Source organism: Bacillus sp. MMSF_3353 (assembly GCF_030733445.1).
Classification (GTDB): Bacteria; Bacillota; Bacilli; order Bacillales; family Bacillaceae_G; genus Bacillus_A; species Bacillus_A wiedmannii.
Genome location: NZ_JASHJA010000029.1, coordinates 1 through 26,023, shown reverse-complemented (window position 1 = coordinate 26,023; position 26,023 = coordinate 1). Strand labels below are relative to the sequence as shown.

Annotated in this window: 22 protein-coding genes; 3 read left to right on the top strand and 19 right to left on the bottom strand. The window is 31.3% G+C overall.

Annotated elements, in window-relative coordinates; all coding sequences use genetic code 11:
* Positions 1–409 precede the first annotated feature (409 nt).
* A complete protein-coding gene (locus RBB48_RS27255) occupies positions 410–1,810 on the bottom strand; it encodes an ATP-binding protein (RefSeq protein ID WP_306008406.1) in 1,401 nt (466 codons plus the stop codon).
* Positions 1,800–2,516: a response regulator transcription factor gene (locus tag RBB48_RS27250; protein WP_000751022.1), complete on the bottom strand. Its 717-nt coding sequence runs from the start codon at positions 2,514–2,516 to the stop codon at positions 1,800–1,802. Before RBB48_RS27250 ends, RBB48_RS27255 begins: the two co-directional genes overlap by 11 nt.
* A 523-nt stretch (positions 2,517–3,039) precedes the next feature.
* Between RBB48_RS27250 and RBB48_RS27245 the strand changes: the two genes are divergently transcribed.
* A complete protein-coding gene (locus RBB48_RS27245) occupies positions 3,040–4,089 on the top strand; it encodes a hypothetical protein (protein ID WP_306008405.1) in 1,050 nt (349 codons plus the stop codon).
* 531 nt (positions 4,090–4,620) lie between these two features.
* Positions 4,621–5,184 carry a GNAT family N-acetyltransferase gene (locus RBB48_RS27240; protein ID WP_306008404.1) on the top strand — a complete coding sequence of 188 codons (564 nt, stop codon included), beginning with the start codon at positions 4,621–4,623 and terminating at the stop codon, positions 5,182–5,184.
* A gap of 415 nt (positions 5,185–5,599) precedes the next feature.
* Here the strand turns inward: RBB48_RS27240 and rfbD are convergent, their stop codons facing one another.
* The 16 genes from rfbD to RBB48_RS27160 form a co-directional block, all read right to left on the bottom strand.
* Entirely contained in the window at positions 5,600–6,448 is an 849-nt protein-coding gene (gene rfbD / locus RBB48_RS27235) for a dTDP-4-dehydrorhamnose reductase (protein WP_306008403.1), read from the bottom strand.
* 45 nt (positions 6,449–6,493) lie between these two features.
* Entirely contained in the window at positions 6,494–7,450 is a 957-nt protein-coding gene (gene rfbB, locus RBB48_RS27230) for a dTDP-glucose 4,6-dehydratase (RefSeq protein WP_306008402.1), read from the bottom strand.
* Entirely contained in the window at positions 7,447–8,013 is a 567-nt protein-coding gene (rfbC, locus tag RBB48_RS27225; protein ID WP_306008401.1) for a dTDP-4-dehydrorhamnose 3,5-epimerase, read from the bottom strand. Before rfbC ends, rfbB begins: the two co-directional genes overlap by 4 nt.
* Before the next feature lie 25 nt (positions 8,014–8,038).
* A complete protein-coding gene (rfbA, locus tag RBB48_RS27220; RefSeq protein WP_306008400.1) occupies positions 8,039–8,905 on the bottom strand; it encodes a glucose-1-phosphate thymidylyltransferase RfbA in 867 nt (288 codons plus the stop codon).
* A 124-nt stretch (positions 8,906–9,029) separates the two neighbouring features.
* Positions 9,030–11,486, bottom strand: coding sequence for a beta-ketoacyl-[acyl-carrier-protein] synthase family protein (locus RBB48_RS27215; RefSeq protein WP_306008399.1), 2,457 nt, complete (start codon positions 11,484–11,486; stop codon positions 9,030–9,032).
* 12 nt (positions 11,487–11,498) lie between these two features.
* Positions 11,499–12,542, bottom strand: a complete 1,044-nt coding sequence (locus tag RBB48_RS27210) for an aminomethyl transferase family protein (protein WP_306008398.1) — start codon at positions 12,540–12,542, stop codon at positions 11,499–11,501.
* A complete protein-coding gene (locus RBB48_RS27205) occupies positions 12,535–13,839 on the bottom strand; it encodes a DUF6365 family protein (RefSeq protein WP_306008397.1) in 1,305 nt (434 codons plus the stop codon). Before RBB48_RS27205 ends, RBB48_RS27210 begins: the two co-directional genes overlap by 8 nt.
* Entirely contained in the window at positions 13,836–16,952 is a 3,117-nt protein-coding gene (locus RBB48_RS27200) for a GNAT family N-acetyltransferase (protein ID WP_306008396.1), read from the bottom strand. The genes RBB48_RS27205 and RBB48_RS27200 overlap by 4 nt, the downstream gene beginning before the upstream one ends.
* On the bottom strand, positions 16,949–17,434 hold the full coding sequence (gene fabZ, locus RBB48_RS27195) for a 3-hydroxyacyl-ACP dehydratase FabZ (RefSeq protein WP_306008395.1): 486 nt from the start codon (positions 17,432–17,434) through the stop codon (positions 16,949–16,951). Before fabZ ends, RBB48_RS27200 begins: the two co-directional genes overlap by 4 nt.
* Positions 17,431–17,727, bottom strand: a complete 297-nt coding sequence (locus tag RBB48_RS27190; RefSeq protein ID WP_000495741.1) for an acyl carrier protein — start codon at positions 17,725–17,727, stop codon at positions 17,431–17,433. The genes fabZ and RBB48_RS27190 overlap by 4 nt, the downstream gene beginning before the upstream one ends.
* A gap of 55 nt (positions 17,728–17,782) precedes the next feature.
* Positions 17,783–18,529: a 3-oxoacyl-ACP reductase FabG gene (gene fabG, locus RBB48_RS27185; RefSeq protein WP_306008394.1), complete on the bottom strand. Its 747-nt coding sequence runs from the start codon at positions 18,527–18,529 to the stop codon at positions 17,783–17,785.
* Positions 18,522–19,472, bottom strand: a complete 951-nt coding sequence (locus RBB48_RS27180; RefSeq protein ID WP_306008393.1) for an ACP S-malonyltransferase — start codon at positions 19,470–19,472, stop codon at positions 18,522–18,524. The genes fabG and RBB48_RS27180 overlap by 8 nt, the downstream gene beginning before the upstream one ends.
* Positions 19,469–19,888 (bottom strand): acyl-CoA thioesterase, encoded by a 420-nt coding sequence (locus RBB48_RS27175; RefSeq protein WP_306008392.1) that lies wholly within the window; start codon positions 19,886–19,888, stop codon positions 19,469–19,471. Before RBB48_RS27175 ends, RBB48_RS27180 begins: the two co-directional genes overlap by 4 nt.
* 9 nt (positions 19,889–19,897) lie before the next feature.
* The gene (locus tag RBB48_RS27170; RefSeq protein ID WP_306008391.1) at positions 19,898–21,055 is read right to left on the bottom strand and encodes an ABC transporter permease; all 1,158 of its coding nucleotides are present in this window, start codon (positions 21,053–21,055) and stop codon (positions 19,898–19,900) included.
* 19 nt (positions 21,056–21,074) lie between these two features.
* Positions 21,075–22,022, bottom strand: a complete 948-nt coding sequence (locus RBB48_RS27165) for an ABC transporter ATP-binding protein (protein ID WP_306008390.1) — start codon at positions 22,020–22,022, stop codon at positions 21,075–21,077.
* Positions 22,023–22,056: 34 nt separating this feature from the next.
* On the bottom strand, positions 22,057–23,079 hold the full coding sequence (locus RBB48_RS27160) for a glycosyltransferase WbsX family protein (RefSeq protein ID WP_306008389.1): 1,023 nt from the start codon (positions 23,077–23,079) through the stop codon (positions 22,057–22,059).
* A 262-nt stretch (positions 23,080–23,341) separates the two neighbouring features.
* On the opposite strand from RBB48_RS27160, the gene RBB48_RS27155 reads away from it, so the two are divergent.
* On the top strand, positions 23,342–24,388 hold the full coding sequence (locus RBB48_RS27155; protein ID WP_306008388.1) for a Fic family protein: 1,047 nt from the start codon (positions 23,342–23,344) through the stop codon (positions 24,386–24,388).
* 347 nt (positions 24,389–24,735) lie between these two features.
* Here RBB48_RS27155 and RBB48_RS27150 read toward each other — a convergent pair whose 3' ends face one another.
* The gene (locus tag RBB48_RS27150) at positions 24,736–25,713 is read right to left on the bottom strand and encodes a DNA-binding protein (protein ID WP_151920484.1); all 978 of its coding nucleotides are present in this window, start codon (positions 25,711–25,713) and stop codon (positions 24,736–24,738) included.
* Positions 25,714–26,023: the final 310 nt, after the last annotated feature.

Here is a 26,023-nt window from a genome sequence, read left to right as displayed (position 1 = left end):
TAACTTTACTAATCAAATGTTTGTTTAAAATATTTGAGGTATGAATAAGTAAAGATATTGTTTGTCTTGAAATCCCTAAAATATAAGAATTTTTTTCATTCGTAAAGGTATACTTTTTTATCCCTCCTAACAGTAACTCATACTTATATATTAAACTATTATTCTTTCATCTCACTTTCATTTATCTTACACTAACCTTAAGTATCTTTTTCATTTCATCGTTTATTATGCAATTTTTATATAACATAAAAAGCATCCTATTTGGATGCCTTTTGTGTAAGTGTCTAAATGTATTCATAAAATCAATACAGGAATAAACATATATTATTACTTCATGTTGCTTTTATGTCTCGGGTAAAATTAATGAGTAAATCTACCGCCAAGTTTTACAACAAATTCTTGTGCAATCTCATACTTCATTTGGTTTAGGCAAAGAAATACGAAAATGCGTTTTTCCTTTTTTGCTATCTAAACATATATCTCCCCCATGTTTTTCTACTATGTGTTTTGCAATGGTCAGTCCAAGGCCAGAACCCCCATCATTTGTTCGAGAACTATCTACTCGAACAAATGCATCAAAAATACTTTTCACCATATCTTTGGGAATCCCAATACCATTATCTATAATGTCTATATATACTTTATTTTTATCTTCAATTAACGCTACAAAAACAGTTGTACCTACCTTGTTATATTCTAAAGTATTAGATATTAGGTTAGATACAGCGCGATATAATAGTTTTTTGTTAACTGGAATAACTACATTTTTTGAAGGAATTTGATATTGAAATATGAATTGTTTATTTTGAAATAGGTCATAATATTCTACTATTAATTCACGAATAAATTCAGACATATCTGTAGGAGTTACTTCAAAAGGATAATCGGAACGTTCTAATTTAGACAGCTCAAAAATGTCTTCAGTTAATAATGCAATGATTCGAATTTTGTTGTATATAATATTTAATGTTTTTTCTTTTTTACTTTCTTCTGTAATTATCCCTAGTTGTAACGCCTCAATATATCCTTGAACTGTTGTAATCGGCGTCCTTAAATCATGAGATAAATCTACAAGCATTCTCTGTTTGTTTTCTTCTAATTTCTTCTTTTCTTTTTCTATTTTATCAAGTCTTTCCGACATGAGATTAAAAGAATCCTGTATTTGCATTAATTCAAAATTTGCTTTATAGTTCAATCTTTTATCATATTTCCCACTAGCAATTTGCTCAAATCCCTTTACTAATTGACCCAAAGGCTTTGTTATTTTCATAGCAATTCGCCTACTAAACATATATACATTGATAAAAAACAGAATGAAAAATAAAACTGCAATAAGAACTAATATCTTAAAAAAAATATATAAATACTCCTCATTTTCATCAGAAAAAGCATACTTATACTGTAATTTTTGTTTAGGAATTTTGACAAGACAATAATATGTATCCCCTTTTTTCGTTAAAAATGATGATACAGAAGAATAATAAGGAAGCTTAGAATCATCAAAAAATAAAGCAGTAAATTCTTTTGATGAATAGAATGAAACATCATCATTTTTTCCCCCTTTAGTGTAGATAATTCGCAGATTCTCATCAAGAATTTCTACCCAGCCTCCAAAGGATTCTATTGTTTTGGAGTTTATAGCTTTAAAGTCTTCACGTACTACCTCACTTGCTTTTAAGTTTTGTAGTGTTCCCAATTGCTTTTCCAATTGATAGTTCAAAAGTAAAAATAAAATTATCACGGTGCATCCAATTATCAATGCAAATATAACGTAATTTTTAATTAGAATATATAGAACCTTATCCTTCATAAAGTTCATCCCTTCTAGCAAAGCGATATCCTAGTCCTCGTATAGTTTTTATATATACTGGATTTCTGGGGGAGTCCTCCAATTTTTCGCGTAGTCTACTAATATGCACCATAATAGCATTGTCATCTGAATAATAATGATCAGACCATACTCTTTCAAAAATTTGTTTTTTGGTAAATATTCTCCCGGGATCTTCCATAAAAAGTGTCAACAGTTTATATTCTATGGCACTGAGAGTAATTGACTTATTATATTTATAGAGCATGCAAGAATGATGATCTAATATTAAATTACCAATATGTATCTGATTAACCGTACTTTCTAAAGTATTCTTATTAAATTCATAAGATCTTCTAAGATGTGCTTGAACCCTTGCTATAATTTCTAAAGGGCTAAAAGGCTTAACAATAAAATCATCCGCTCCAAGTCCTAATCCCATAATTTTATCTATTTCTTGTGTTTTGGCTGATAATATAAGAATTGGGAATTTCAACGTTTCACGAACCTTTTTAATTAATTGATAGCCGTCCATTTTAGGCATCATAATATCAACAATAGCTAAATCAATATGATTTTCCTTCACATATTTTAAAGCTGCTTCACCATCCGAAGCCTCTAAAACAAGAAAACCTTCTATTTCTAAAAAAAGTTTTAATAGTTCGATAATATCTGTGTCGTCATCAACTATTAATATAGTTTTTTTCATATCCCTTACCACCTTCCTTGCAAAATATCCAATATCTACAAAAAGATATTTAAGGTTATTGTAAGATATATGAAAGTGAGATGAAAGAATAATAGTCTAATATATAAGTATGAACTAAAGATTAGATATGTATTAGGAGGTATATAAATGAAAAATATATAGTTTGAAATTTATGTAGAATCACTGCTTAAGAAAAATAATACAAGGTTTTATTGGGGTACAGCGGCATGCCCATCAACCTAAAAATTAAGAAATACCCCAAAACAAAAAAATAAGCTTTTTTATTACAAATTAGCAAAAAATCTCATTCTGGGGATACCATAAAATTTTAGCTTGATGGTGATGGGGACTGTATAGCAATAAAACCAACTCTTAATATTGCAATATCAATACTCCTACTTTTTACAAATTGACAAAAACATTTTTTGTTTTACAAATTATTACAAAGTTATTTTTTTCTCTGATGCAATAATCTTGAATTTCAATATTAAAACATATTATCAAAATTAAAGGAGGGGTTTCTATGAAACCAATTAAAAAGATTTTATCGTTAATTATGATGCTTGTATTAAGCATTACTAGTTTCACCTTTTTGGGTTCTACAGATGTACAAGCAGCTTCGAATTCAAAACGTGTATTCCTTTATGTAGGTGAGACAAAAAACGGGAAAAAATATTCTCAATTCACCACTCAAGATATTGAAAAATTTACAAATGTTGATGAATTTGTCATCTTACCTACCCCGCACTGGGAAATATATACTGATGGGTCTAATAATTCTTATTCTAAGGCCTTATCATATATAAAAGATGCTGTGAACACTATTAATAATTCTAAAAACCCTAAACCTGTTATTGTTGGGTTACCAGGTCTGAATCATGCAAGTGCTCCTTTTAAGACCCTATATCCGAAGCTTCAAAGCTTTATTAACCAGGTAGACAAAGAACTTGGGAAATCCGTAAAAGGATTTTATTATAACTGCGAGTATATGTATAACAACCCAGGCTCATCATTTGACTATAATAATCTCACGAACAATTCGTCAGTTAAATTAGCTTCAGATTTATCACAGTATGTTAAAAACTCCTTATCAAAACCTTATAATTTCATATGGGTACCAATCTATTCTAATGCTGAAGGCATTGCAGCTGATACAATTAAACGTGTAGGTTATATAACAAATAGGACAAATATTTTTGATGAGGTTCTGTTACAACCTAACTACTATTTCAATGGAACAGGAACTGACAATAAAGCACCTCTTGCGAATTTACAAGGCGTAAAACACAGCATAGATCAACAGCAAGTAACTTTCCGTGATGGAAAGCCTGCAGCAATTAAATTAAGTGGTATTAAAACCCGTATTGGAGTTCAAATGGAAGTTGATGGTAAGGTTAATTGGGGCGACTCTGCCAATAATTTAAGTGCGGTTATTTTTCAACAACGCTATCAACAATATGTAGATGCTTTTAAAACATTTGTGGGGTATTATCCTATTAGCTACTATGGAGCAGAAAGATCTCACATTTTTGATACTAGTGTTATCAATTCTATCAATCAATTTTATAAATAAAACTTGCCCGGAGGAACAAACGGCTCAAAACTTTTTGAATTTATTAATTAACAAATAAGGGATACTAATATCCCTTATTTGTTTCTATATTTCAAAGTCACGGCCCGGCAGATTGGATTTAATGTCTTGCACGACGTATAAAATTTTTATGTATGACTCTTGGGCTGATTAGGGGGACAGCCCCACACAGCCATCAGCTTAAGATTTCAAATTAAATTTTACATAATTTAAAAAACATTAAGCTCGTAAGATCTAGTTATAGCATGTGTTTACGGTGATATAATTGAGTTTAGGAGTACGGAAATGATTAAAGAGATGAGAAATAATTAACACGATAACTATTTACATTATCGGATAATATTTGAAGTAGCTAGCCTAAGCTTATCTACCTTAGGATTGATTATGAAAGGTTTTGCAAAACGAGGTGTATTTACAATTTTTCGACTAAGCACTTTGTAATACCGCAATAATAAATATGGAAAGGAGTTTGAATATAAATTTGCTTAAAAATTAAGATAAGGGAGGTATGTTATGTTTACTAATGCTTGTATTGAAACTGAGAGATTATTAATTAGACCCTATCAAATCGATGATTTAGACTATTTATATGAAATACAAAAGAATCCTGAGGTACATCGATATATTTCAGATCCAATTTATTCTCTGGAAGAAATGAAAAATATTATTCAGTGGAGCATTGATTCGAATAAAAAAAATACAGTAGATAGCATTGTAAAATTCAATCTTGCCATAATAGAAAAAACTTCTCAAAAAGTAATTGGTTATTGTGGATTAGGACCGTTAGATTTTGCTCCATCATTAACAGAAGTATATTATGCATTATCACATGATAAGTGGGGAAAGGGATTTGCTACAGAAGCTACGAAAGCTCTTTTAAAATATGCTTTCTCAGTTTTTCGGATTGAAAACATTGTTACTACTGTATTTCCAGAAAATTCGGCCTCTATCCACATATTAGAAAAACTTGGGTTTCAATTTAAATATAAAGTTCAAAACTTAGATGTGGAATTTCAAGAATTTGATGGGTTACTATTTTTCTTTATAAGGAATCCTGACGCATGCTTATCAAGTTAAGGAAACTGCTGATTCCCGAAACAGAAAAACGTGAATAATTCTCATAAATATCTGCAAAGATATAAAATTTTCGTTTTGGGGGTACTTCAAAATACTAGCTTGGTGGCGATGTATGGTGACCCCTAATAGGTATTATCTAAATCTATTCAAGCTTGAAAGTTCACTAGATTGGAACATTTATATGAATGCAACTATGCTAAAATAGTAAACGTACTGTTAATCTTTCAGCGAATGTATAATGGCCTTTGTTATGATTTAATGTATAGTTGCAAAATAAAAAACCACTACTAAAGTAGTGGTTTTTTATTTTGCAGTTAATACTTTGTAAACGACAAAGTTCTACATAATTAAAATGCAACTTACTAAAATAAATAAAGCCACATTTATTGGCTAATTTCATAAACAATTAAAACGATTATCTACTATTTAATTGTTTATTATACTCTTTTAATGCTTCTTTCCAATGTCTTAACGGTTTTAATCCATTCAGCATAATGCAATCTTTGCTTAACACTGAATATTTAGGTCTATTGGCTGTTTGCGGGAATTCTTCCGTCGTTAAAGGAATGATATTGATGTCTCTATTGAAGTCTTTAAAAAATTCAACTGCAAACTCATACCATGAACATATTCCTTCATTTGTCACATGATATAATCCATATTGATCTGTATCTATTATTTCTTCAATAAAATTTGCTAAATCTAATGCATAAGTTGGTGAACCAAACTGATCTGATACTACACAGACTTCACCATATAAACTTGCTAGTTTTCTTATCTTAGCGATAAAGTGATCATCGCCATTTCCAAATATCCACGATGTTCTAATAATAAAATGATTATTCGTGTATTTTGTTACTAAATACTCTCCAGCTAATTTCGTTTCTCCATATATGTTTAATGGATTAGGACAATCCTCAAGATTGTATGGTGTCTGCTTTTCGCCATCAAACACATAATCCGTACTAATATATACAAATTTACATTTTATTCTGCTTGCAGCTTGAGCGATATATTTGGTACCTAATACATTTACTTCATATGCCAGCCCTTTATTTTTCTCTGCCCCATCTACATTTGTAAATGCTGCACAGTGTACAATTACATCTGGCTTTAACCTATCAAGATAAGAGCTAACTCTTATTTTATTTGTAATATCTAACGTGGTTCGATTCACACCATATAGCTCATGATGTGTTCTGCTGAGTACCTGTATTAAAGTTTGTCCTAGTTGCCCATCTACTCCCGTTATCAGTATCTTCATTTTAAAATTCCTCGTTTAACTTATGTAATTTTCAGCTAATAAAATTCATTCCCACCACGTACGGTTATCTATATACCACTTAATTGTTTGAGTGAGTCCATCATCAAATAGATAGTGTGGTGTCCAACCTAATTCTTCTTTCAACTTAGTAGCATCCATGGCATAATGTCGATCATGTCCTAAGCGATCTGAGATAAATGTAATTTGCGATTGATCTTTATTTAGGAATTTGAGTATTTTTTGTACAATATCTAGATTTGTATATTCATTATATCCTCCGATATTATAAATGTGTCCATCTGCTCCACCATGAAGAACTAAATCAATTGCTACACAGTGATCCTGTACATGAAGCCAATCTCTTATATGTAATCCATCACCGTATAGAGGAATATCTTTATTATTTAACGCATGAGTTATTGTTAATGGTATTAATTTTTCCGTGAACTGATAGGGACCATAATTATTGGAACAACGAGTTATATTGATAGGTAAACCGAATGTCTCATGATACGCTCGTACCATTAAGTCTGCACTAGCTTTACTTGCACTATAAGGACTATTAGGAGCTATTATTGTATGCTCTGTAAACGCACCCGTTTGAGATAATGTCCCATATACTTCATCTGTAGAAATTTGTACAAACTTTTTCACTTTTGTTTTATATGCTGAGTGTAATAAGGCTTGTGTACCTAATATGTTAGTTTGGACAAAGATATGGGGAGTTTTAATACTTCTATCAACGTGAGATTCTGCTGCGAAATTTAATACATAATCAAATTTCTCTTTTTTAAATAGCTTATCTATGAATATTTCATTTGAAATATCCCCTTTGATGAATTTATAATTTTGATTTAGTGATATTTCCTTTAAATTAGATAAATTCCCTGCATATGTTAATAAATCTACATTTACAATTTGGTATTGAGGATATTTCTTTAACATATACCGAATAAAATTACTACCAATAAATCCTGCCCCACCCGTTATTAATAATTTCAATTAAAATCATCTCCATAAACAAAGTTGATATTAGTATCTTTTAAACTAGGTAGTTTTCTATCTTTTTCTGATAAAATTGGTTGATTAGTTGGCCAAAAAATCCCTATCATTTCATCATTCCATAGAATTCCGCCTTCATGGTTAGGTGAATAATACTCATCTACTTTATACTGGACAATAGTATTAGGTTCTGTAGTACAAAAACCATGTGCAAACCCTTTAGGAACGGTAAGTAGACGGTTATTATACTCACTTAAAATTGTTCCGAACCATTGCCCATACGTTGGAGAGCCCTTTCGGATATCTACCACTACATCGTAAATAGAACCAGAAATGCAGCTCACTACCTTCATTTGGGCTTTAGGATTCAACTGATAATGCAGCCCACGTATCGTGCCTGTGTGAACAGATAATGATTGATTATCTTGTACAAAGTCTCCCTGTAAATCTAAAAGTTCAAATTTTTTCTTATTACATGTTTCTATGAAGTAACCACGTTTGTCACTGCATTTATCAAGCTCTATAATAAAAACACCATCTAATGCTGTATGAATTTTACGCATTCTTCTCTCTCCATTCATTTAAATGCTATTGATGGGCAACCCTTAGTAAATATCGGCTGTATTGATTTTCCTTTACCGAATTTGCCATTTTTAATAGTTGTTGCTTGGTTATATATTTCTTTTTAAATGCAATTTCTTCTAAACAAGCTACTTTTAAACTCTGTCTTTTCTCAATTGTTTCTATAAATTGTGCTGCTTCTAATAATGATTCGTGTGTACCTGTATCCAGCCATGCATAGCCTCTTCCTAATAATTCAACTTCTAATTCTCCCATTTCAAGATATTCTTTGTTTATATCTGTTATCTCTAATTCTCCACGATTAGATGGTTTAATGGTTTTTGCTATTTCTATCACACGTTTATCATAAAAATACAGGCCGGTTACTGCATAGTTTGATTTTGGTTCCTTTGGCTTTTCCATGATATTAATCACATGCTTTTTAGAATCAAACTCTACTACTCCAAAGCGCTCTGGATCATTGACATAATAACCAAAAACTGTAGCCCCCTTTGTCTTCTTAACAGCCTTTTCTAGTAATTCTGTTAGTCCATGACCATAAAAGATATTATCGCCAAGAATTAAAGCTACATTATCATTTCCAATAAATTCTTCTGCGATAATAAATGCTTGTGCTATACCTTCTGGATAAGGCTGAACAGTATATGAAAGAGTAATTCCATATTTTGAACCATCACCTAACATTTGCTCAAATTTATTAATATCTTGTGGCGTTGAAATAATTAGTATCTCTCTTATACCAGCCAACATTAGTACTGATAAAGGATAATAAATCATGGGTTTATCATAGATAGGTAATAATTGCTTTGATACAATTTGGGTAAGGGGGTACAATCTAGTACCGCTCCCACCTGCAAGAATGATACCTTTCATGGCATTGCGCTCCTTCATAGTATTTCTGATATGCTCAATTAAGAGCTTAAGCTTTAAAAACCATATAGCTTATTATGCAGAAGACCAATACTTACTTAATAAAATTGGCCTCCTACATAAATAATTAATTAAAATATTTTCCTATTACAACAGAATTATAATTACCACCGTAAGAATATGTACTAATTAAGGCATTGCTAACGGGAGTCTTTCGAGCGTTTTCTGTGACAAGATCAATTCTTCCTCTATGACTCTTTACATTTTGCGTAGCTGGAATTTCACCATCGAATGCACATATTACACTAATTAGAGAAAGAAGACCTGCAGTTGCATGGGTTTCCCCAAAGATAGATTTTGTAGCACTAACAGGAACACTATTCCCAAATGTCCGTTCTATAACCCTCTCTTCAATACGGTCAAAATATGTATGACCATTGGCGGCTGCACAAATATATTCTATCCCTTCTGGAGAAATCATCGCCTCTTGCATTGCTAAACGCATAGATTCCTCCCATGCCTTTCCTAGATGGCTTAAGTCCCCTATTTTACTATCATCAGATGTTAACCCAAATCCCTTGATTTCAGCTAAAATATTACCACTTCTGTTTAACGCCGCTTCCTCACTTTCTACAATAAAGGCAACGGTCCCTTCACCAAGTATGGTACCGCTACTATTACAATCAAAAGGTCTTATATTCTCAGTTGTTAAGTACCTTTTTATTTTTGAGTGTCCCTCTATTATTGGATTATTTACTTCATCCGCTGTTACCACAATGAACGTGTCATAATCACTGGATTGAATCATGGCGTAAGCATAGTATAGTGCACTAATACCAGAAACCCCTCCACATGAAATAGTTGAAGTAGGACCTTTTATTTTAAAGTTTAATGAAATATGTCCAGCTGCTGCGTTCATAACTGTGTTTGGAAATAATTTAGCATTGGCGGCCTTAACACCCTCTTGGATAATAATTCGGTTAAATGATTCTACCGTTCCAACTGGTCCTGTACCAGTTGCAAAAATAATTCCTATCTTGTCCCTATTATTTTTATCTATCTTTAAGTTCCCGTTTTCTATCGCCATTTTCACTGACAATACTGCATGTTTGCTAATTGAATCCATCTTCCTTAATAAATTAGGATGTATTAGCCTTCGATAGTTTTGTTCTGGTATTTTCCCGGCTTGTATGCACTTAGGATTGTCGTTCCACTGTTTAATCTTTGAGGTACCACTTTTTCCCTTAAACATACAATCTTTAATTTCTTGAAGGTTTGAAGAATTCCCAGCAAGTCCCCCTACACCAGTAATTACGACTTTTTTTTCTTTAATTAGCTTTTCCTTTGCCGCTGATAACTCAAGGTTCTCATTGTACTTACAGAATAAGATACTTGCATTGTTTCCACCAAAAGCAAATGAATTTGATAGTACATAACTCAAATCACTTACCCTACCTATGTTAGGTACAAAATCTAGATTAAACTTTTGACTTTCAACTTCAAAGTTTATAGTTGGAGGTAAATATCCATGTTGAATAGCAAGAATACTTGTTACTGCTTCCGCCGCCCCTGCGGCTCCTAACATATGTCCTATCATTGATTTAGTTGAAGAAACTGGTGTCTTATTTTCAGTAATTAATGTACGAATTGCTTTTGGCTCTGATACATCATTTGCTGGTGTACCTGTACCATGTCCATTGATATAGCTTACTTCCTTAGCATCTATATTGGCTTTCTTTAAAGCACCTCGCATGGATCTCAAAGCACCTTCCCCGCCCGGATCTGGGGCCGTCTGATGATATGCATCTGAAGATAAATCATAATCCACTACTTCAGCAAGGATATTTGCACCTCTTTCAACCGCATGATCTAATGATTCCAAAACAAGAATGGCTGCACCTTCTCCGATTACCACGCCATTACTCTTGCTATAAGGCGATGGTGGCGTTGGTGCAAGTGCTTGTAAACTATTAAAACCACTCATTGACAATTTAGATAAGGGATCTACACCACCGGTTATCATGATATCTGCTTTGTTATTTCGAATTGTATCCAGTGCAAATCCAATTGAATTTGTACCAGCGGCACATGCATTCGAAATAATCATTTTTGGCCCTTTTATTTTTAAGTCTCGAGTAATATTGTCACAGGGAGTATGGATTGGATACTTAAAAAGTAACGTTTCATCTGCTTTTTCAATTCCATCTTTAATCCACTGATTATGAAATTCTTCCCCGCTCAACATGCCTCCTAAAGATGTGCCTAATGATATTCCAATTCGGTATGGATTAAAGTTTTCTATTTTTAATTTTGCGTTTTCTACCGCTTCTCTTGCCGCCATGACACCTAATTTTCCACAGCGATCCATATCCTTTATTTCATCCTTAAAGAAGTAATCATCTACCTGAAGGTTTTCAATCTCTCCACCATAATCTGTTACCATTTCAGCCATATCGATATTTTGGATTACTTTAATACCAGATTTCCCAGATTTAATATTATCCCAAAATTCTTTTACACTATTTCCGTTTGAACAAATAATTCCCATGCCAGTCACGACGATTCGCTGATTATTCATGTTCATATGCCATCACCTTTACAGTATTTTGATTGACCATGATTTAGGTAGAATATATGGTGAGGATTGGGTATGTGCCTCATACAACTCATTTTCTTTATTTTTTACATAAAATCCAATTCCTGAAACAGCAAATGGTTCCTCTAATAGAGCAATTCCGAGTCTCATGTTTAATACAGGACTTTCTTTAAGTTCAATAACTTTACCAATTAATTGTTCCTCTATAAAAATTTCATCATTAACTGTAATTTTGCTCTCTATTCCTGTCGTAAATCCCACAATTCTTTTATTTACTCCAGCTTCCGATTGCTGTTCTAAGGATTCTCTTCCATAAAATTCATTTTTATAAAAATCAATAAACCATTCTAAACTAGCTTCGAAAATATTTAGTTCTTCTAAATGTTTAAATTCAAAATATGGATGTCGAATTTCTAACATTAACGTCTCTAATGTTTCCCAATCCACTTTTTTCAAGTTAATATCGTCATCTTTAAAAGAATTTATGGTTTCAACCACTATTGGTTCCAAGTATTTTTCAAACAATAATTGATAACCATACTCTGCTGTTACACCTGTTCTTGCCAATAGAATTTCCTTTCCAAATAATTGATTTAACACAAATGATTGAAATGGTAGTGATGATATTTCGAAATCTAAAAATTGTTGAGCTAATCTCCATGCATAAGGGCCTTCAAATCCAAGGAGAGAATGTGTTTGACTTATATCTATAATCTCAATGCCATTCGTCTTTTGATTTTCTAACCAAGCTAGTACAGTGTCCTTTTTATGCGGTGTAGTAATAACTGTAATAGAATCCTCATTTTTAAATAGATTGATTATATCGATTACAGTCCCATCTTCTTTTAACAATAAGGTAAAGAGTGTAGTTTCTTCTTCCATAAACATAATATCTTTCGTAACTAAACGATCTAGGAACTCTACATGGTCCTCCCCTTTTACAACAATTCTTCCTGTTTCCGATAAATCTATTACACCTATTCCGCTACGTACTGCATCATATGATTCATTTTTTTCTTTTTGTATATTAATTTGATTACTCATGATTAAGTGCCCCCAATTCTCTCTTTATCACATCATTTATTGTCGGTAAATTACAGACATTATCTATATATAGTTGTTGCATTTTCTTTAATTTATCAATCTCAGTTTTGCTATATAGCATATTGAATATTGTTTTACTGGTGTTCCTTAAATCAAAAATTTCACAAGTATGCACACAATTAAAATAATCATTTTTCTCTATCAATGGAGCTAGTTCTTTATGCCAACCATTTGGGAATACAAGAAATGGATAAAGTCCATTAGGTATTATATAATTCCATTTTTCTATAATGCTTTTTAATGTAGGATTAAGGCTGTATCCTTGAGCTTTTAATTCTTCATATCCCATATGATTTACAAGGCTAATCACAGGTATTTTTCCAAATACTGCTTTTCCCATTGAACAAGATGTTATATTATCAGTGATAAATAAATCACACGATAATAATAGTTGCTCGTATTCTTCCAAATGAAGAAATGGTAGTGAAACAAATTCTATTTTCCCTCCATTTTTCATAGAAACAAATTTAGTCTCATCTGAAACCCCAATTAATTTAATACATGTATCGCTTGGAAAGTCCTGAAGATATAGACTTAATAGCTCTTGTAATATATATTCATAGCTAAACCTTGCATCATTGTACTGTTTCTTCTCCATGAGCCTCATTTTTACTAATAGGTTGGCCCATGATGATTTCGCAATCATAATTAATTTATCTTGCTCTCTACAACCAAGTTGTACTCGTATTTTCATTTTTCTTTCTTCATCTACTTGTAAAGCCTCTTTATACAACTTGACGGAAATAATCTTCTCATTATCTTCTTTATAACTATTTACTGGGCACGTTCTAATTAACTTAAATTGAGACGGAATTTTAGGTAGTTTTATCAATGACCTTTTCTTTAAGCTATTGTAGTTTGCGTTTTTAAAAAGTTTATTTTCTAATAATCTATCCTCACTACCCCAAGCCAAAGAATCAATAGAGAAACAAGGTATGTGTAGGTTTAATAGATAATCAAGATCAATAATTGGAGACTCTAAAAATAAATTATGGTAATCAGCTAAAACAATAGCATCAGGTTGAAATGAATTAGTGATTTGTTTTATAACCTCTTTTTGTCTTAGCCCCTTTGTTAGTGATGTAACATTGGCTACAGTTTTACTGGCATACCATGAGAATTTTTCGCTTGTTAAAAAATAAACTTCCCCATCTTTTTGAATTTGTTTAGCTAGACATAAGGCATTATGCAACTCACCAATGCTAAAATGACTAGGTGCAATAAACAATACTTTCATGTCTTATTCCCCTCTACTAAAATTTGCGAAAAGTATTCACTATCAAGTAAAGTTTCTCCAACTGCAATATTAAAGCGAATATCTCCATCATTAAATTCATTCTGATTATCATATATTCCGATTTGTATCCCTTTTTTGGGCCATTCGTATATAAAACATTTTGTACTATGTGATAATGCTAAAATAGATACAAATAACCCATTAGATAATTCGAGAATTACCTTATTATCTAAATAAATCTTTCTTTGTTTGCCATTTGGTATTAACGTGTTTTGCTCTCCATTCTGCCAATAATACATCTTTTTAATTTTTGTTTTTCCTTTTTTCTCCCAGAATAAGTGAAAGACACTAGTTTTCATTTTATCTTTCTGTAGACTTTTCAATTGTATTTGTAAGACAGGTAGATCATATACAGTTGTATATTCAACTTTCCACTCATCAGATTGACAGAAAATCCGATTAATAAATTCCTTATATGTATTTTCCGTCGCTACTACTGATTGATTACTTTTATTGAGATATATTGAATTAATGCTCAAATCTTTCCTACAATCTGGAGTATAAGAATTAGCTGTTGGTATCATTACACCGGGTAAAAAATTATAAGAACTTAATACTGAGTTTTCTTTTAAAATCTCTTTATCTTTATACATAAATTCTGTTATTTTACTACTTTGGTTTACTTTAATCTTTAAATTTAGTACATTATTTTGAACTAGATATTCTTGTTTTTTTTCGCTATATGTTAATTTATTTCTTCCTTTAAGGAATAGATATATTTTTTTAGTTATCGCATTTCTATTTAATTCATCTTGATACGTGAGTACGGCATAATGTGCTTTTGACCAATTGACCTTTCCACTAAATTCAAAATTAAAATTGCTTATAGATTCTATGTCTTGTATAAACAATTGTTGTTCGTAAGATGTCTGAGGGAAAAACAATGTTAATTTCCCCTTTAATATGGAAGAAAATAAGTTTTTTAGACTTCCATGAATATGAAATTCCCCGTTTTCATTTATAATATGAAATTGGTCAGTCTCAATTGAGTACGGAATCTTATTAGATATAAATTTGGATGTATGATTAGTAATATCGTTATAGATTTCTTCCACTTCATCTTTGCTATCATGAGAACATAAAGTATAATAGTGAGTTTTTGTTATACATTTTTCTTTTTCACTCCGTTTAAATATTACCGCTGGCATCCACCTTAATCCAAATAGGATACGCTCTATATTTCCTTTCCATATAAATCCAATATTAATATTTTGTGATTCAAACAATGTATAATTTCGCTCATACATGTTTGGATGACTAGGTAGATCGAATTGATTTACAAATTCATAGTCATGTAGTGCATATGGATACTCACCATATACCATAGGTTTAGAAACTAACCCACTCTTTAATGGTACCGTCATCTTCGCATCATATAACATGCACCAAGGATATATCTTTATATATTTTCCTTCCTGTGCGAAATCATTTATTTGAACTATCTTATCTGACAAAAAACAAATGCTTCTCTTTAATTTTGTGGCCTCATGAATAATTTCAAAACATGAATCAGATTTTATTTCCCATGACAGCTCATTTACTTTCGGTTCTTTTACTGCATTTAAAAATGGATAATCTAGATCTGGCCATGCTTCTTTTGCCAATAATTGCTGCTTTCTAAGGTCATATATATATAAACAACCAGTACTTTTACTTATTTGTACAGTTATATACATATTTTCTAGAACTAAGTATTCTTTTGTTTCATAAACATGATTTTTCCCATACGCATGAATCGGAATTATTGTCTTTAATTCCCCAATATTTTTATTTTGATGACTAACAGCCGAAAGTGTCATATTAGTGATACCAATTTTTTTAGGATTCAATAAAATAGGATGATTCTTTATTTCACCCGGTTCTATGATACAGATTTGGTGTTTTTCTAGCAGTTTGAAATCTAGTATTTTCGAGTTTCCTTGTTGAATAAGTAGTTTGTAAATTAATCTATCTAAAGAATTATTTTTTATATTAACGATACATGCAGATTCTTTTCCATTAATTAACTTAGGATAATTAGCAACATTTATTTCTAACGGTTTTGCTATGGTTACTCCAAAATGAACAGTTAGTTCTAGTTCTTTTGCTTTTAACTTAGTAACAAGTTCTCCCTCAATTTCCTTAGTAACTGTTATAACTTCTTCCCACTCGTACTTTTTATTTGGATAAAAAGTTTTCTTTAAATCAATTAAGTAATCGTCCCCTATCTTGGATGTAATACTAGCTTCAATAGGATTTGAAAAATGATTTTCATATACATAACAGATATGAATCTTCTCTCCAACAATTAAATTGTTTCCTTCTAAAATATAACTAGTGAATCTTACTTGTTCTGTTTCTACCTCAGTAATTTTTTCACTTTTTATATCAACCCAACAATTCACATCTTTTGCTCCAAGATTAATAGCATACTTTACAACTTCAATTCCATTTCTTGTTATGGCGTTACTCTGAATAGAACGTAGGGATTTCAATCCCCTAACCGTTTTCCAACCCCTAGATAGCCATATATCTTGGTCACTTTTTGAAATAATTGGTTTAAATGCATCTAACAGATAATTAATAACATAAGGTAAATAGCTTCTTAAATTTAAGTAGCCATCATAGTCTATATACGACCTACTTGTTTGATATAACCCTACTCTTTTATAAAGTGCCATGGCTACTTTATCTTCCGGATTCACTTCTGTATCAATATACTTAATATCTTGTTGAATAAGATTTTTAATTGCATAGGCAAATAATTTATCTGGTATATTTCCCGAACGAAATTCTGGATGGATTAAAAAGAATCCTGCCCAGGTTCCATCTGGAGTTGCTGCTCTTTGACCTGATAAACTAGAAAATAATAAGCTAGCTATAATTTCATTTTCATATTCAGCAATTAAATATAACTGTATCTTCCGCTCTCGAAATAATTGCTTGATGTCTTGCGTATTTAAGGGATACCCATATTTAATGGGACCATACTGATATTTATTATAAAAGTGAGCTAACTTCTCACTATCTGCCTCTGTACACTCACGAACTTGAACATCCATACCATGGATCATATTTCCTCAACTCTTTTAGAAACTTGGATACTACCAGTAGCAACTTTCTTTTTATCTACATAAGCCGTGATTTCCACTTGTGAGATTATCCCAAGTGATCTTCCAATTTGGACATGTAATTCTAGCTGGTCTCCTGGTACTACAGGTTTTAAAAATTTCATATTACGTACAGAAACTAAATAACCCACATATGAACTTGGATCTATTTTAGGTGAACATGCACCATGTGAATCTATTTTTGCTAGTTCTCCTGTAACATAAACAACAGCCGTCATTTGTGCCAAAGCTTCAATAATTAACACTCCAGGCATTATTGATTCATTTGGAAAGTGCCCTTCAAAAAAAGGTTCACTTACAGTTACATTTTTAATACCAATTCCACTCTTTCCTGGCTCAAGTTGAATAACTTTATCTAAGAAAAGGAATGGCCATTTATGCGGTAAGATATTTCGGATTTGATCTGCATTTAATACCGGTCTCACTGCACATCATCCTCCCTATTTTCTTCAATAAAATCGGCAATTTTATTAATAGAACCCAGTACTGCCATATTCTCGTCATATACTGCAACGCCAAATTCCTCTTCAATTGCCAGAAATAGCTCTAACGCATCCAAGGAGTCAACTCCTAAGCCTCTTCCGAATAATGGCTGATCATCAGTAATGAAATGTGGTTCGATTTCTAAATCTAATCTCTCAGTAATAATTTCTTTAATTCTAGTAGTTAATTGTTTTCTTTTTTCAGCAATAATTTTTGTTTCTACATACGTAAACATCTGTTTTCCCCTTTTCCTTGTTTAACTCAAAATTCGTCATTAAATCATCTATTGTTTAGCCATTAACTAATCCACCATCCACTGTAAAAACTTTCCCGGTGATATAACTTGCATAGTTAGAGGATAAAAATGTTGTTAGATATGCTACCTCTTTAGGATCCCCAATTCTGCCAAGCGGTACTAGTTCTAACATCCTTTTTAATGCCTGTTGATCCATTCCTTTTGTCATATCTGTTTTTATAAAACCAGGTGCAACAGCATTAACCCTAATACCGTATTCCCCACCTTCTAATGCTAAAGTCTTGGTTAAGGAAATAACCCCACCCTTTGAAGCAGAGTAATTACATTGACCTCTTGCACCTGTTATTCCACTTGTCGACGTAATATTTACAATAGAACCTCTTTTCTGTCTCATCATTATTCTTAATGCTTGTCGGCAACAAAGAAATGTTCCTTTTAAATTTAAATCAACCACATGATCCCATTTTTCCTCGCTCATCATTGCAGCAAATCCATCATTTATAACTCCTGCATTATTTACTAAAATATCTATTCTTTTTTCCTTTGAGCGTATGTGTTGAAACAATTTATGAATAGAGGCTTCATTTGTAATATCTACATGCATAGGAAACACTTTTCCACCTTTTTCTCCTATAGTATTTGCTATTTCATTTGCTGATTTTTGATTACTTTGAAACGTAAAGTAAACAGTTAAGCCCTGATTGGCTAGGTCCATTGTTATTGATTTACCAATGCCTCGTGATCCTCCGATAACTAATGCCACTTCGTTTCCATTAAACATAGACCCGTTCCCCCTTAAATTCTTTCTCTATTGTAGTAAGGCTTCTTTTTAAATACATCGGTGTTTCTGTAGAGGATACAGATATGTTCTGCTTAAAGGAGCGACATAACTTGGTTAAAGTATTCCCGGGACCTACTTCTATAAAGTGTTTCGTACCATTATTCAATAAAGTGTAGATAGTGTCTTGCCACATAACTGGATCTACGCATTGTCTTTCTATATCTTGTAAAATATTGATTCTATCTGTAGTTGGTTTTCCTGAACAGTTTAAAACAATTGGTATTTGAGCATTTTTTAACGAAAATAAATTTAAATACTCCTTAAACTCAAGAACCATTTCTCCCATTAAACGTGAGTGAAATGCATGACTAGTTGAGAGTATTTTAGTTTTTATACCATTTTTTTGATCTAGTACCTTTTGAAATTTAAGAATGCTCTTACTCTCGCCAGAAAATACAACCTGTGTAGGGGAATTATAGGCAGCAATATCAATTTCATATTGTTTAGATTCCTCTACAACTTCAAATAATGTTTGATATGTGTTCGATACAATTCCTAACATACACCCCTCTTGTTTTACATTACTCATCAGCTGACCACGCTTCCGTACAATGGATAATGCATTCTGGAATTGTAAAGATCCTGCTTCTACCAGTGCGGAGAATTGTCCTAAGCTATGCCCCGCTACTTTAGATGGCCTTATACCATGCAAATGTAAAATTCTTGATATCCCTGTGCTTACCGTAAGAATAGCTGGTTGTGTAACACTGGTTTCTATTAATTTTTCACTTGGCCCATATAAACATAGTTGCTTTAAATCAAATCCTAGCGTATCATTTGCTTCCTCAAATAATGGGAAAAATATGTTTGGGTATTTATCTAAATACCCTTTACACATCCCTACGGATTGAGACCCTTGTCCCGGAAAAATAAATGTAATCATATGACACCCCCGCTATTTTCAAATTGAAGCTTTTCTAAAATTTCTTCTGGTAATCTACTGATTAATTGATCATTCGACCTTGTTAAAACGTGTTTTGAAAATCCCTCCGCTAACAAAACTCGGCCTCTCTTGCGGAATAATTTATAAACAAATTCTATATAAACTTTACTTTCATTCTTAAGATAGGTTTCTACAATTAAGTCGTCTTGAAAACGAGCTGATTTTTTGTAGGTACATCTTATATCAATAATTGGAAAATACAATTTTTCCTGTTTTAAATACTGGTTTATACCAGTCATATCTAGCATTTGAAACCTACCCAGCTCAAACCAATGAAAATAATGAGAATGGTGAGCAATTCCCATAGAATCGCATTCCCCAAAACGAACATTCACCTCATTTTTTACTAAGTACACTTATTTCACCTACTTTTCATAAGAACGTCGAAATTTTTGTATAGAGATTGTTAAAAATAAAATTCCCATACCAATTAATGCAGCTGATGGAATAAAAACAGAGGAGAATTCTTTGTTATATACTAATAAGTCGTTAAAGCCTCCCATTGCCCAAGCTGTAATGGTAATATGCGCTAGGTTTTGCATCCATTCAGGTTCTATATAAAGTGGCCACCAAGATCCACCTAAAGCAGACATAGTTAACACGATTAAAATTGAAATACCATTTGCTTGGGATCTTGTTTGACATATAGAGGCTAATAAAATTGCTAGACTTGAAGCTGCAAATGCAGTACATATCACTAGCAATATAATTCCTAATACACTTTTGCCTAGCCACATTCCAAATACAAAATGTCCTACACTAAAAAGGACTGCACATTGAACAATAGCTGTTATAAAGCATGAGAGCATCTTTCCAAAAATGATTGATAATGTATTAATAGGTAAAGTAAGAATTTTTCTTAACGTTCCGTTCTCTCTCTCTTCTACTAATGCACCTGCAGCTGCAGCAGTACCTAAAAGTACAAACATTACGGCATATCCTGGTACATTAGATTCAAATGGAGTGGGTTTATGTTCATTATCTGATGCTAATTCTTTAAACTCTACTTTCACATTTACTTCCATTTGAGCAGAGGCTTGTTTTACAATCTCTTTAGTCATATCTCTTTGTATTTCTGACACAATTTGAGTTACAGCATTTGAAACAACACTTGGAATAATGCGATCAACTTCATCTTCTATGATGATGACTTTGGCCTCTTTCCCTGAATATACATTTTGTGTGAAATCCTTAGGGATGACGATTGCCGCTTTTTTAGTTTGAACTTCCTTTTTTACCTGTTCTTCTGTATATGCTCTCTTTTTACCATTTAGTTCATAAGTTTCTTCTATCTCAAGGGCAGGGATTTTTTTCAATTCCTCAATAACCCTTTTAGAAAGTTCTCCATTATCATTTACTACTATAGGAATCTTGAATTTTTCTGTCTTACTATCAAATACATTTGATAATGCAAAACTAGCAACTGCAATAACTATAATAGGTGTAATAAATAAATAGATTAGACCAGGGATATCCTTTAAAAGAATAAGTAGATCCTTCTTAGCTATATACCAAGCTTTCATTTTTACCATCTCCTTTCATTTAAGACCTTAAATTTTTACCCGTTAAATGTAAAAATACATTTTCTAAATTAGAATTTTTAACATTAAATAATTCGATTTTTAAATTATACTTTTGAATCAATTTCATAACTTCTCTTGTAACATTAAAACTATCTACGCATTGAATGATGACTTTTTTATCTACCAAAGTGCAGGACTTCACATCAGCAATCATTTTTGTTTTATGTATAAATTCTTCCGGAATATTTGATATTGCAATCTCTAAATAATTTTCCCCATACTTTGTTATTAAATTTTTTGGGGTATCAATATCTAATATTTCACCCTTATCATAAATTGCTACACGATGGCATAACATCTCAGCTTCTTCCATATGATGAGTTGTATATATGACAGTAATTCCTAGTTCTTCTACGAGATGGCGAATACAATTAAAAATATGGTTTCTTGATTGTGGATCAATTCCCACTGTTGGTTCGTCTAAGAAAATAACTTTTGGCTTATTTAACAAACCGATCACTAAATTAATTCTTCTTTTCATACCACCTGAAAATGTATCAATTCTCTTATGTGCCCAGTCCTCAAGCTGTGCGAATTGTAAAGCTTCTTTTATGCGGCTTTTTTTCCTATTTCCCTTTAATCCATATAAATCGGCATAAAAAGATAAGTTATCATATGCAGTTAAAGTCGGGTATAGCGCTAAATCTTGAGGTACTACACTCACATTTTTTTTAATCTTATTCCGTTCAGTATACAAGTCGTAGTTACATACTGTACCATACCCTTCATCTGGCAGAGTAAGAGTAGATAAAATCGATATAAGTGTTGTCTTCCCAGCTCCATTCGGTCCTAGTAATCCTATAATTTCACCTTTACGGATATCTATGCTTAAATTCTTAATAACTGTATAATCTCCATATGATTTCTTAATGTTTCGAATGGAAATCATAGTATTTATACCAGTCATAATGTTTCCCCCTTCTTCTTGCTGTTACAATTTATTAGAAGTGACTCTTCTTTATCTCCATTAAAGCTTCAAGATATTTATATCCATACTTTTCATCTGGTTCTAGGTATGTGCCTTCTGCCCACTCATTCCAAGCATTAATAAATAAAAAGTCAGTGTCCTTACTATGTTGTAAAAGATACTTCTTAAACTTATCGGGATTAGCCCCTTTCATAATTAAAGCGCTTTCTTTTTTCCTTGGAGAGTTATCCCAATCTACAAAAGCCCCTTTATATATGTTTTCACGTTCTTTAATTTGACGGTTTAATATTCTTTTCCATACAAAATCATAACTTAAGTGAAAATCTTTTTTTTCTTGATGTAGTGAATTTGTATTGCCTATTAGTTTTTTTAAAGTGTACATAGGTTCAAACTCTATAGCAGCATCAAAAGGAAAATCTGATTTATCTTCAAAAATTGTTAACATTTCTACAAAGTGTATCCCTAGAAGCCCTTCAGATTGAGCACATTCATTCCATAGACTCAACATTTTATTTAGGTTTGGTATAGAAGCTGGTCGGTAAATTACAAATATCGGTTTATCTTTAATATTTAAATAGCTTTTGTTTTTAAAGAATGGCAATAGATAATTAAAGTGTTCTTTCCAATCAGACTCATCCCCATATTCTTGTCGCATTATTACTTCTTGGTCTTTCCCATCCCAAGATCTTGTCCAAGATTCATTTGCCCAACATAAGCAATATGGGAAATCAATTTCCTTACATTGATTTCTCAATTCTATTGGTTTTTCTAGTAATTTTTTCCCTTTGAACCAATAGTGATAATAGCAAAAACCATCTAAACCATATTGTTTTGCTAAATTTACCTGCCACTTATGTACATCTAAATCTAACAAATTGTAATAATAATCCCTTAATGGAGCCCTAGGCTGATAGTGTCCCAGAAAACGTGGTTTTGCTTTTTTTACATTGGTCCATTCTGTAAAACCCTTTCCCCACCATAAATCGTTTTCAGGTATTTTATGAAATTGTGGTAAGTAAAAAGCAATAGTCTTCATTAGTAAGGACTTCCCCCTTCCCCATATGCAATAACTCACTTATTGATAAAAAGCAATTACACAATATAAAACTCTGCTTTTTAACATGAAACTATTTAATCTGATGTTAAATCTTGTCACAAAATAAGGCAAAAAGACCCTAATTATTGTAATTTTCACACATAAAAAACTATATTTTTAATTTTTTTTAGAAAATTATTCAAAAAAACACTTTAAATCCAGTTAAGTATTGTATAGTTTTATATTATAGGAGGGGAAAAATATGTCGTTTTTTGGCGAAAAATTCACAAATTTATTGGTAAATTTAGATGTAGCAAGCCTAATTGGAAAAATAAAGCAATACCAAGGGAGATTGGAGGTCTATGAGAAGGAATTTCCATGTACATTAGAAAAGTTGCAAATATCTACTCAACTTCAACATACCAAAGATTTTGTCGCAATGTATAAAAACTTAAAAATAACAAATAAAAGGTTAAAAGAATTAATTACATATGATCTGTCGCCAAAAACAATGATTGAAGATGAAATATCTTGTTACGTTGATGCGCTATCACTCATTCATAATAACTATGAAAGGCTTACTATTGATCCAAGCACAATCTTAGAAATACATTTTCAACTTTTTAAATATGCTACTTCGGATAGTGGAACGTGGAGAAAACAGGACATCTTACTTGAAGAACATGAGCAACTTAATTTCTCATTTTATTGCTATCGCCCTTTAACGATTAAAGAAATCCCAGTAGCAGTAAAAAATTTATGTGAAGAATATAATTATTTATTAAATCAAAAAGATATTGATCCACTAATTTTAATTTGTAATTTTGTACTTAATTTTATATGTATTTTTCCTTTTGAATCTGGAAATGGAAGAATGGTACGTCTACTTATCTCTTTATTACTATTACAAAGTAAACATTCACTAGTGAAATATATTTCACTAGATAAAATAATAAAAAAATACGAGAGAGATTATTATGATGCCCTATATAAATCTTCAGCAAATTGGCATTTTCAAGAGCACAATGTATCCTTTATATTAAAATGTCTATTACATATTATTCTAGAAGCATATAAAGAACTAGACGTACATATTACAAGTTACCAACTGAAAGGGAACAAAAGCTTTAAAATTAAAGAGTATATATTAAAACAAGAACTCCCTTTTACAAAAGAAGCAATACGGATGGTATTTTCAGATGTTTCACCAAGCACGATCAATAAAGCATTTGCATGTTTACAAGAAGAAAAATTAATTAAACTAATATCAAAAGGTCGTAATGCAGTTTGGACTAAAACAAAAATATAAATAATATCAAAAAAATATAGGGTAATTTTTTAACATTAATAATTAAAACATACATATAAATTTATTTCACATACACAATAGATATTTTTACATAATACATAAAGAGATAATTTGTCGCTACATTATTCATACAACTATTCTTGAATTTTTTCTTTCTCTATACTTCCGAAAGTCTGATAACAGACTTTATAGGAAGTATTAAATATATAAAAACTACATATTCAGTTTTTATATCCCAACTATTAGTAATAGGAACTTAGCATTTATTCCGTTTCAACTAAAGCGTTTTAATAAAAGTAAAAGAGAAAATACCTAGATTTAGCTTTAATTCATTAAAAAATTCGATTTCACTTAAGTAAGTGCCCATTAATCTTGTCTCTAATAGCAATGGCTATAAATTCTTCAATAGAGCTATTTGTTTCATTTGTAATTTCTTTCAAGTATTTGTATTCCTTACTTGTAAGTATGACAGACTTCGTTACTGTATTACTATCCAAATATACGCTATGATTCATTCTTGGAACAATTTTCCCTTCTATTATATAAGGCGTTAACTCCTCAATCCATTCCATTTGAATTCCTGGTGGTAATGTAATTAATGATTGACGAATCTCAAAATACCAAAATGTTTCTTCTTCTAAAATCTTTATATTTCTTGGAGATACGTACTGTAATATATTATCGATTATGTGAAAAATATTGTTTCGTAATTGCGCAGATTTAGGAAAACGAAACTTAACAAACCTTTGATGATGACTTCTAGGTTTATCCGACAGTTTATAAGCGGACTCATATCCTGCTTTTAATGCCTCACTAAGTGTCATATTAGTTCCAAATTCATCAAGAACTATAATATCACCACGTTTTGGAATAGAAATAACACGTGCCAATGTATTGCCTTTTACAAACTTTTGAAATAATACTACATTATATTTCTGCGAAAATGTATATATATGATTAGCTTGTTCTACTTGCTGAACAAGTTCACGAACATCCTCCTCTTTCACAAATTTCGTTTGTCGATTACGATGTTCCATTAAAAAATAAACTAACTTTCCTTCTTCTATCCATTTTTCAAGCTGATTCATACTAATATGATACTCTTTACTTGCTTGGTATAAAGTAATCCCCTCAATTTTACGTTCTTCTTTTACTTTTTCTACTTCTTCTCTACTAAATAAAAAACTACCATCTAAACGCCACGTATCCTTATTGATTGGTGTTAGCTTTCCTTGCTTCATTAAATTATTAAAAATAAAGTGACTTATATCTAAATAATCTTTTACTTCATTTGTAGTCATAGTCATTTCATATGCGCTAATCATTCTAATTCCTCCTCACACCTCGTAATTTACATAATATTATTATGTAAATTAAAATTTATAGTATTTACATTTTAAATAAATTATACCATATATCGATATATATATTAGATTGTAAATTAGAGTAATGTCTAATTTAACTTTCTTTTTAAATTTAATTTTATAAAATATTAAACTATATAATAAAAACATTATTTTTAAAATTAAATAATAACCATAGAAAATGGGAGATTTTCTATAGTCATTGCGTATTAATATTTTATAAAATTTAATTTTAATATGTAATTCATTTTCTAATTGATTAAGTTATAAT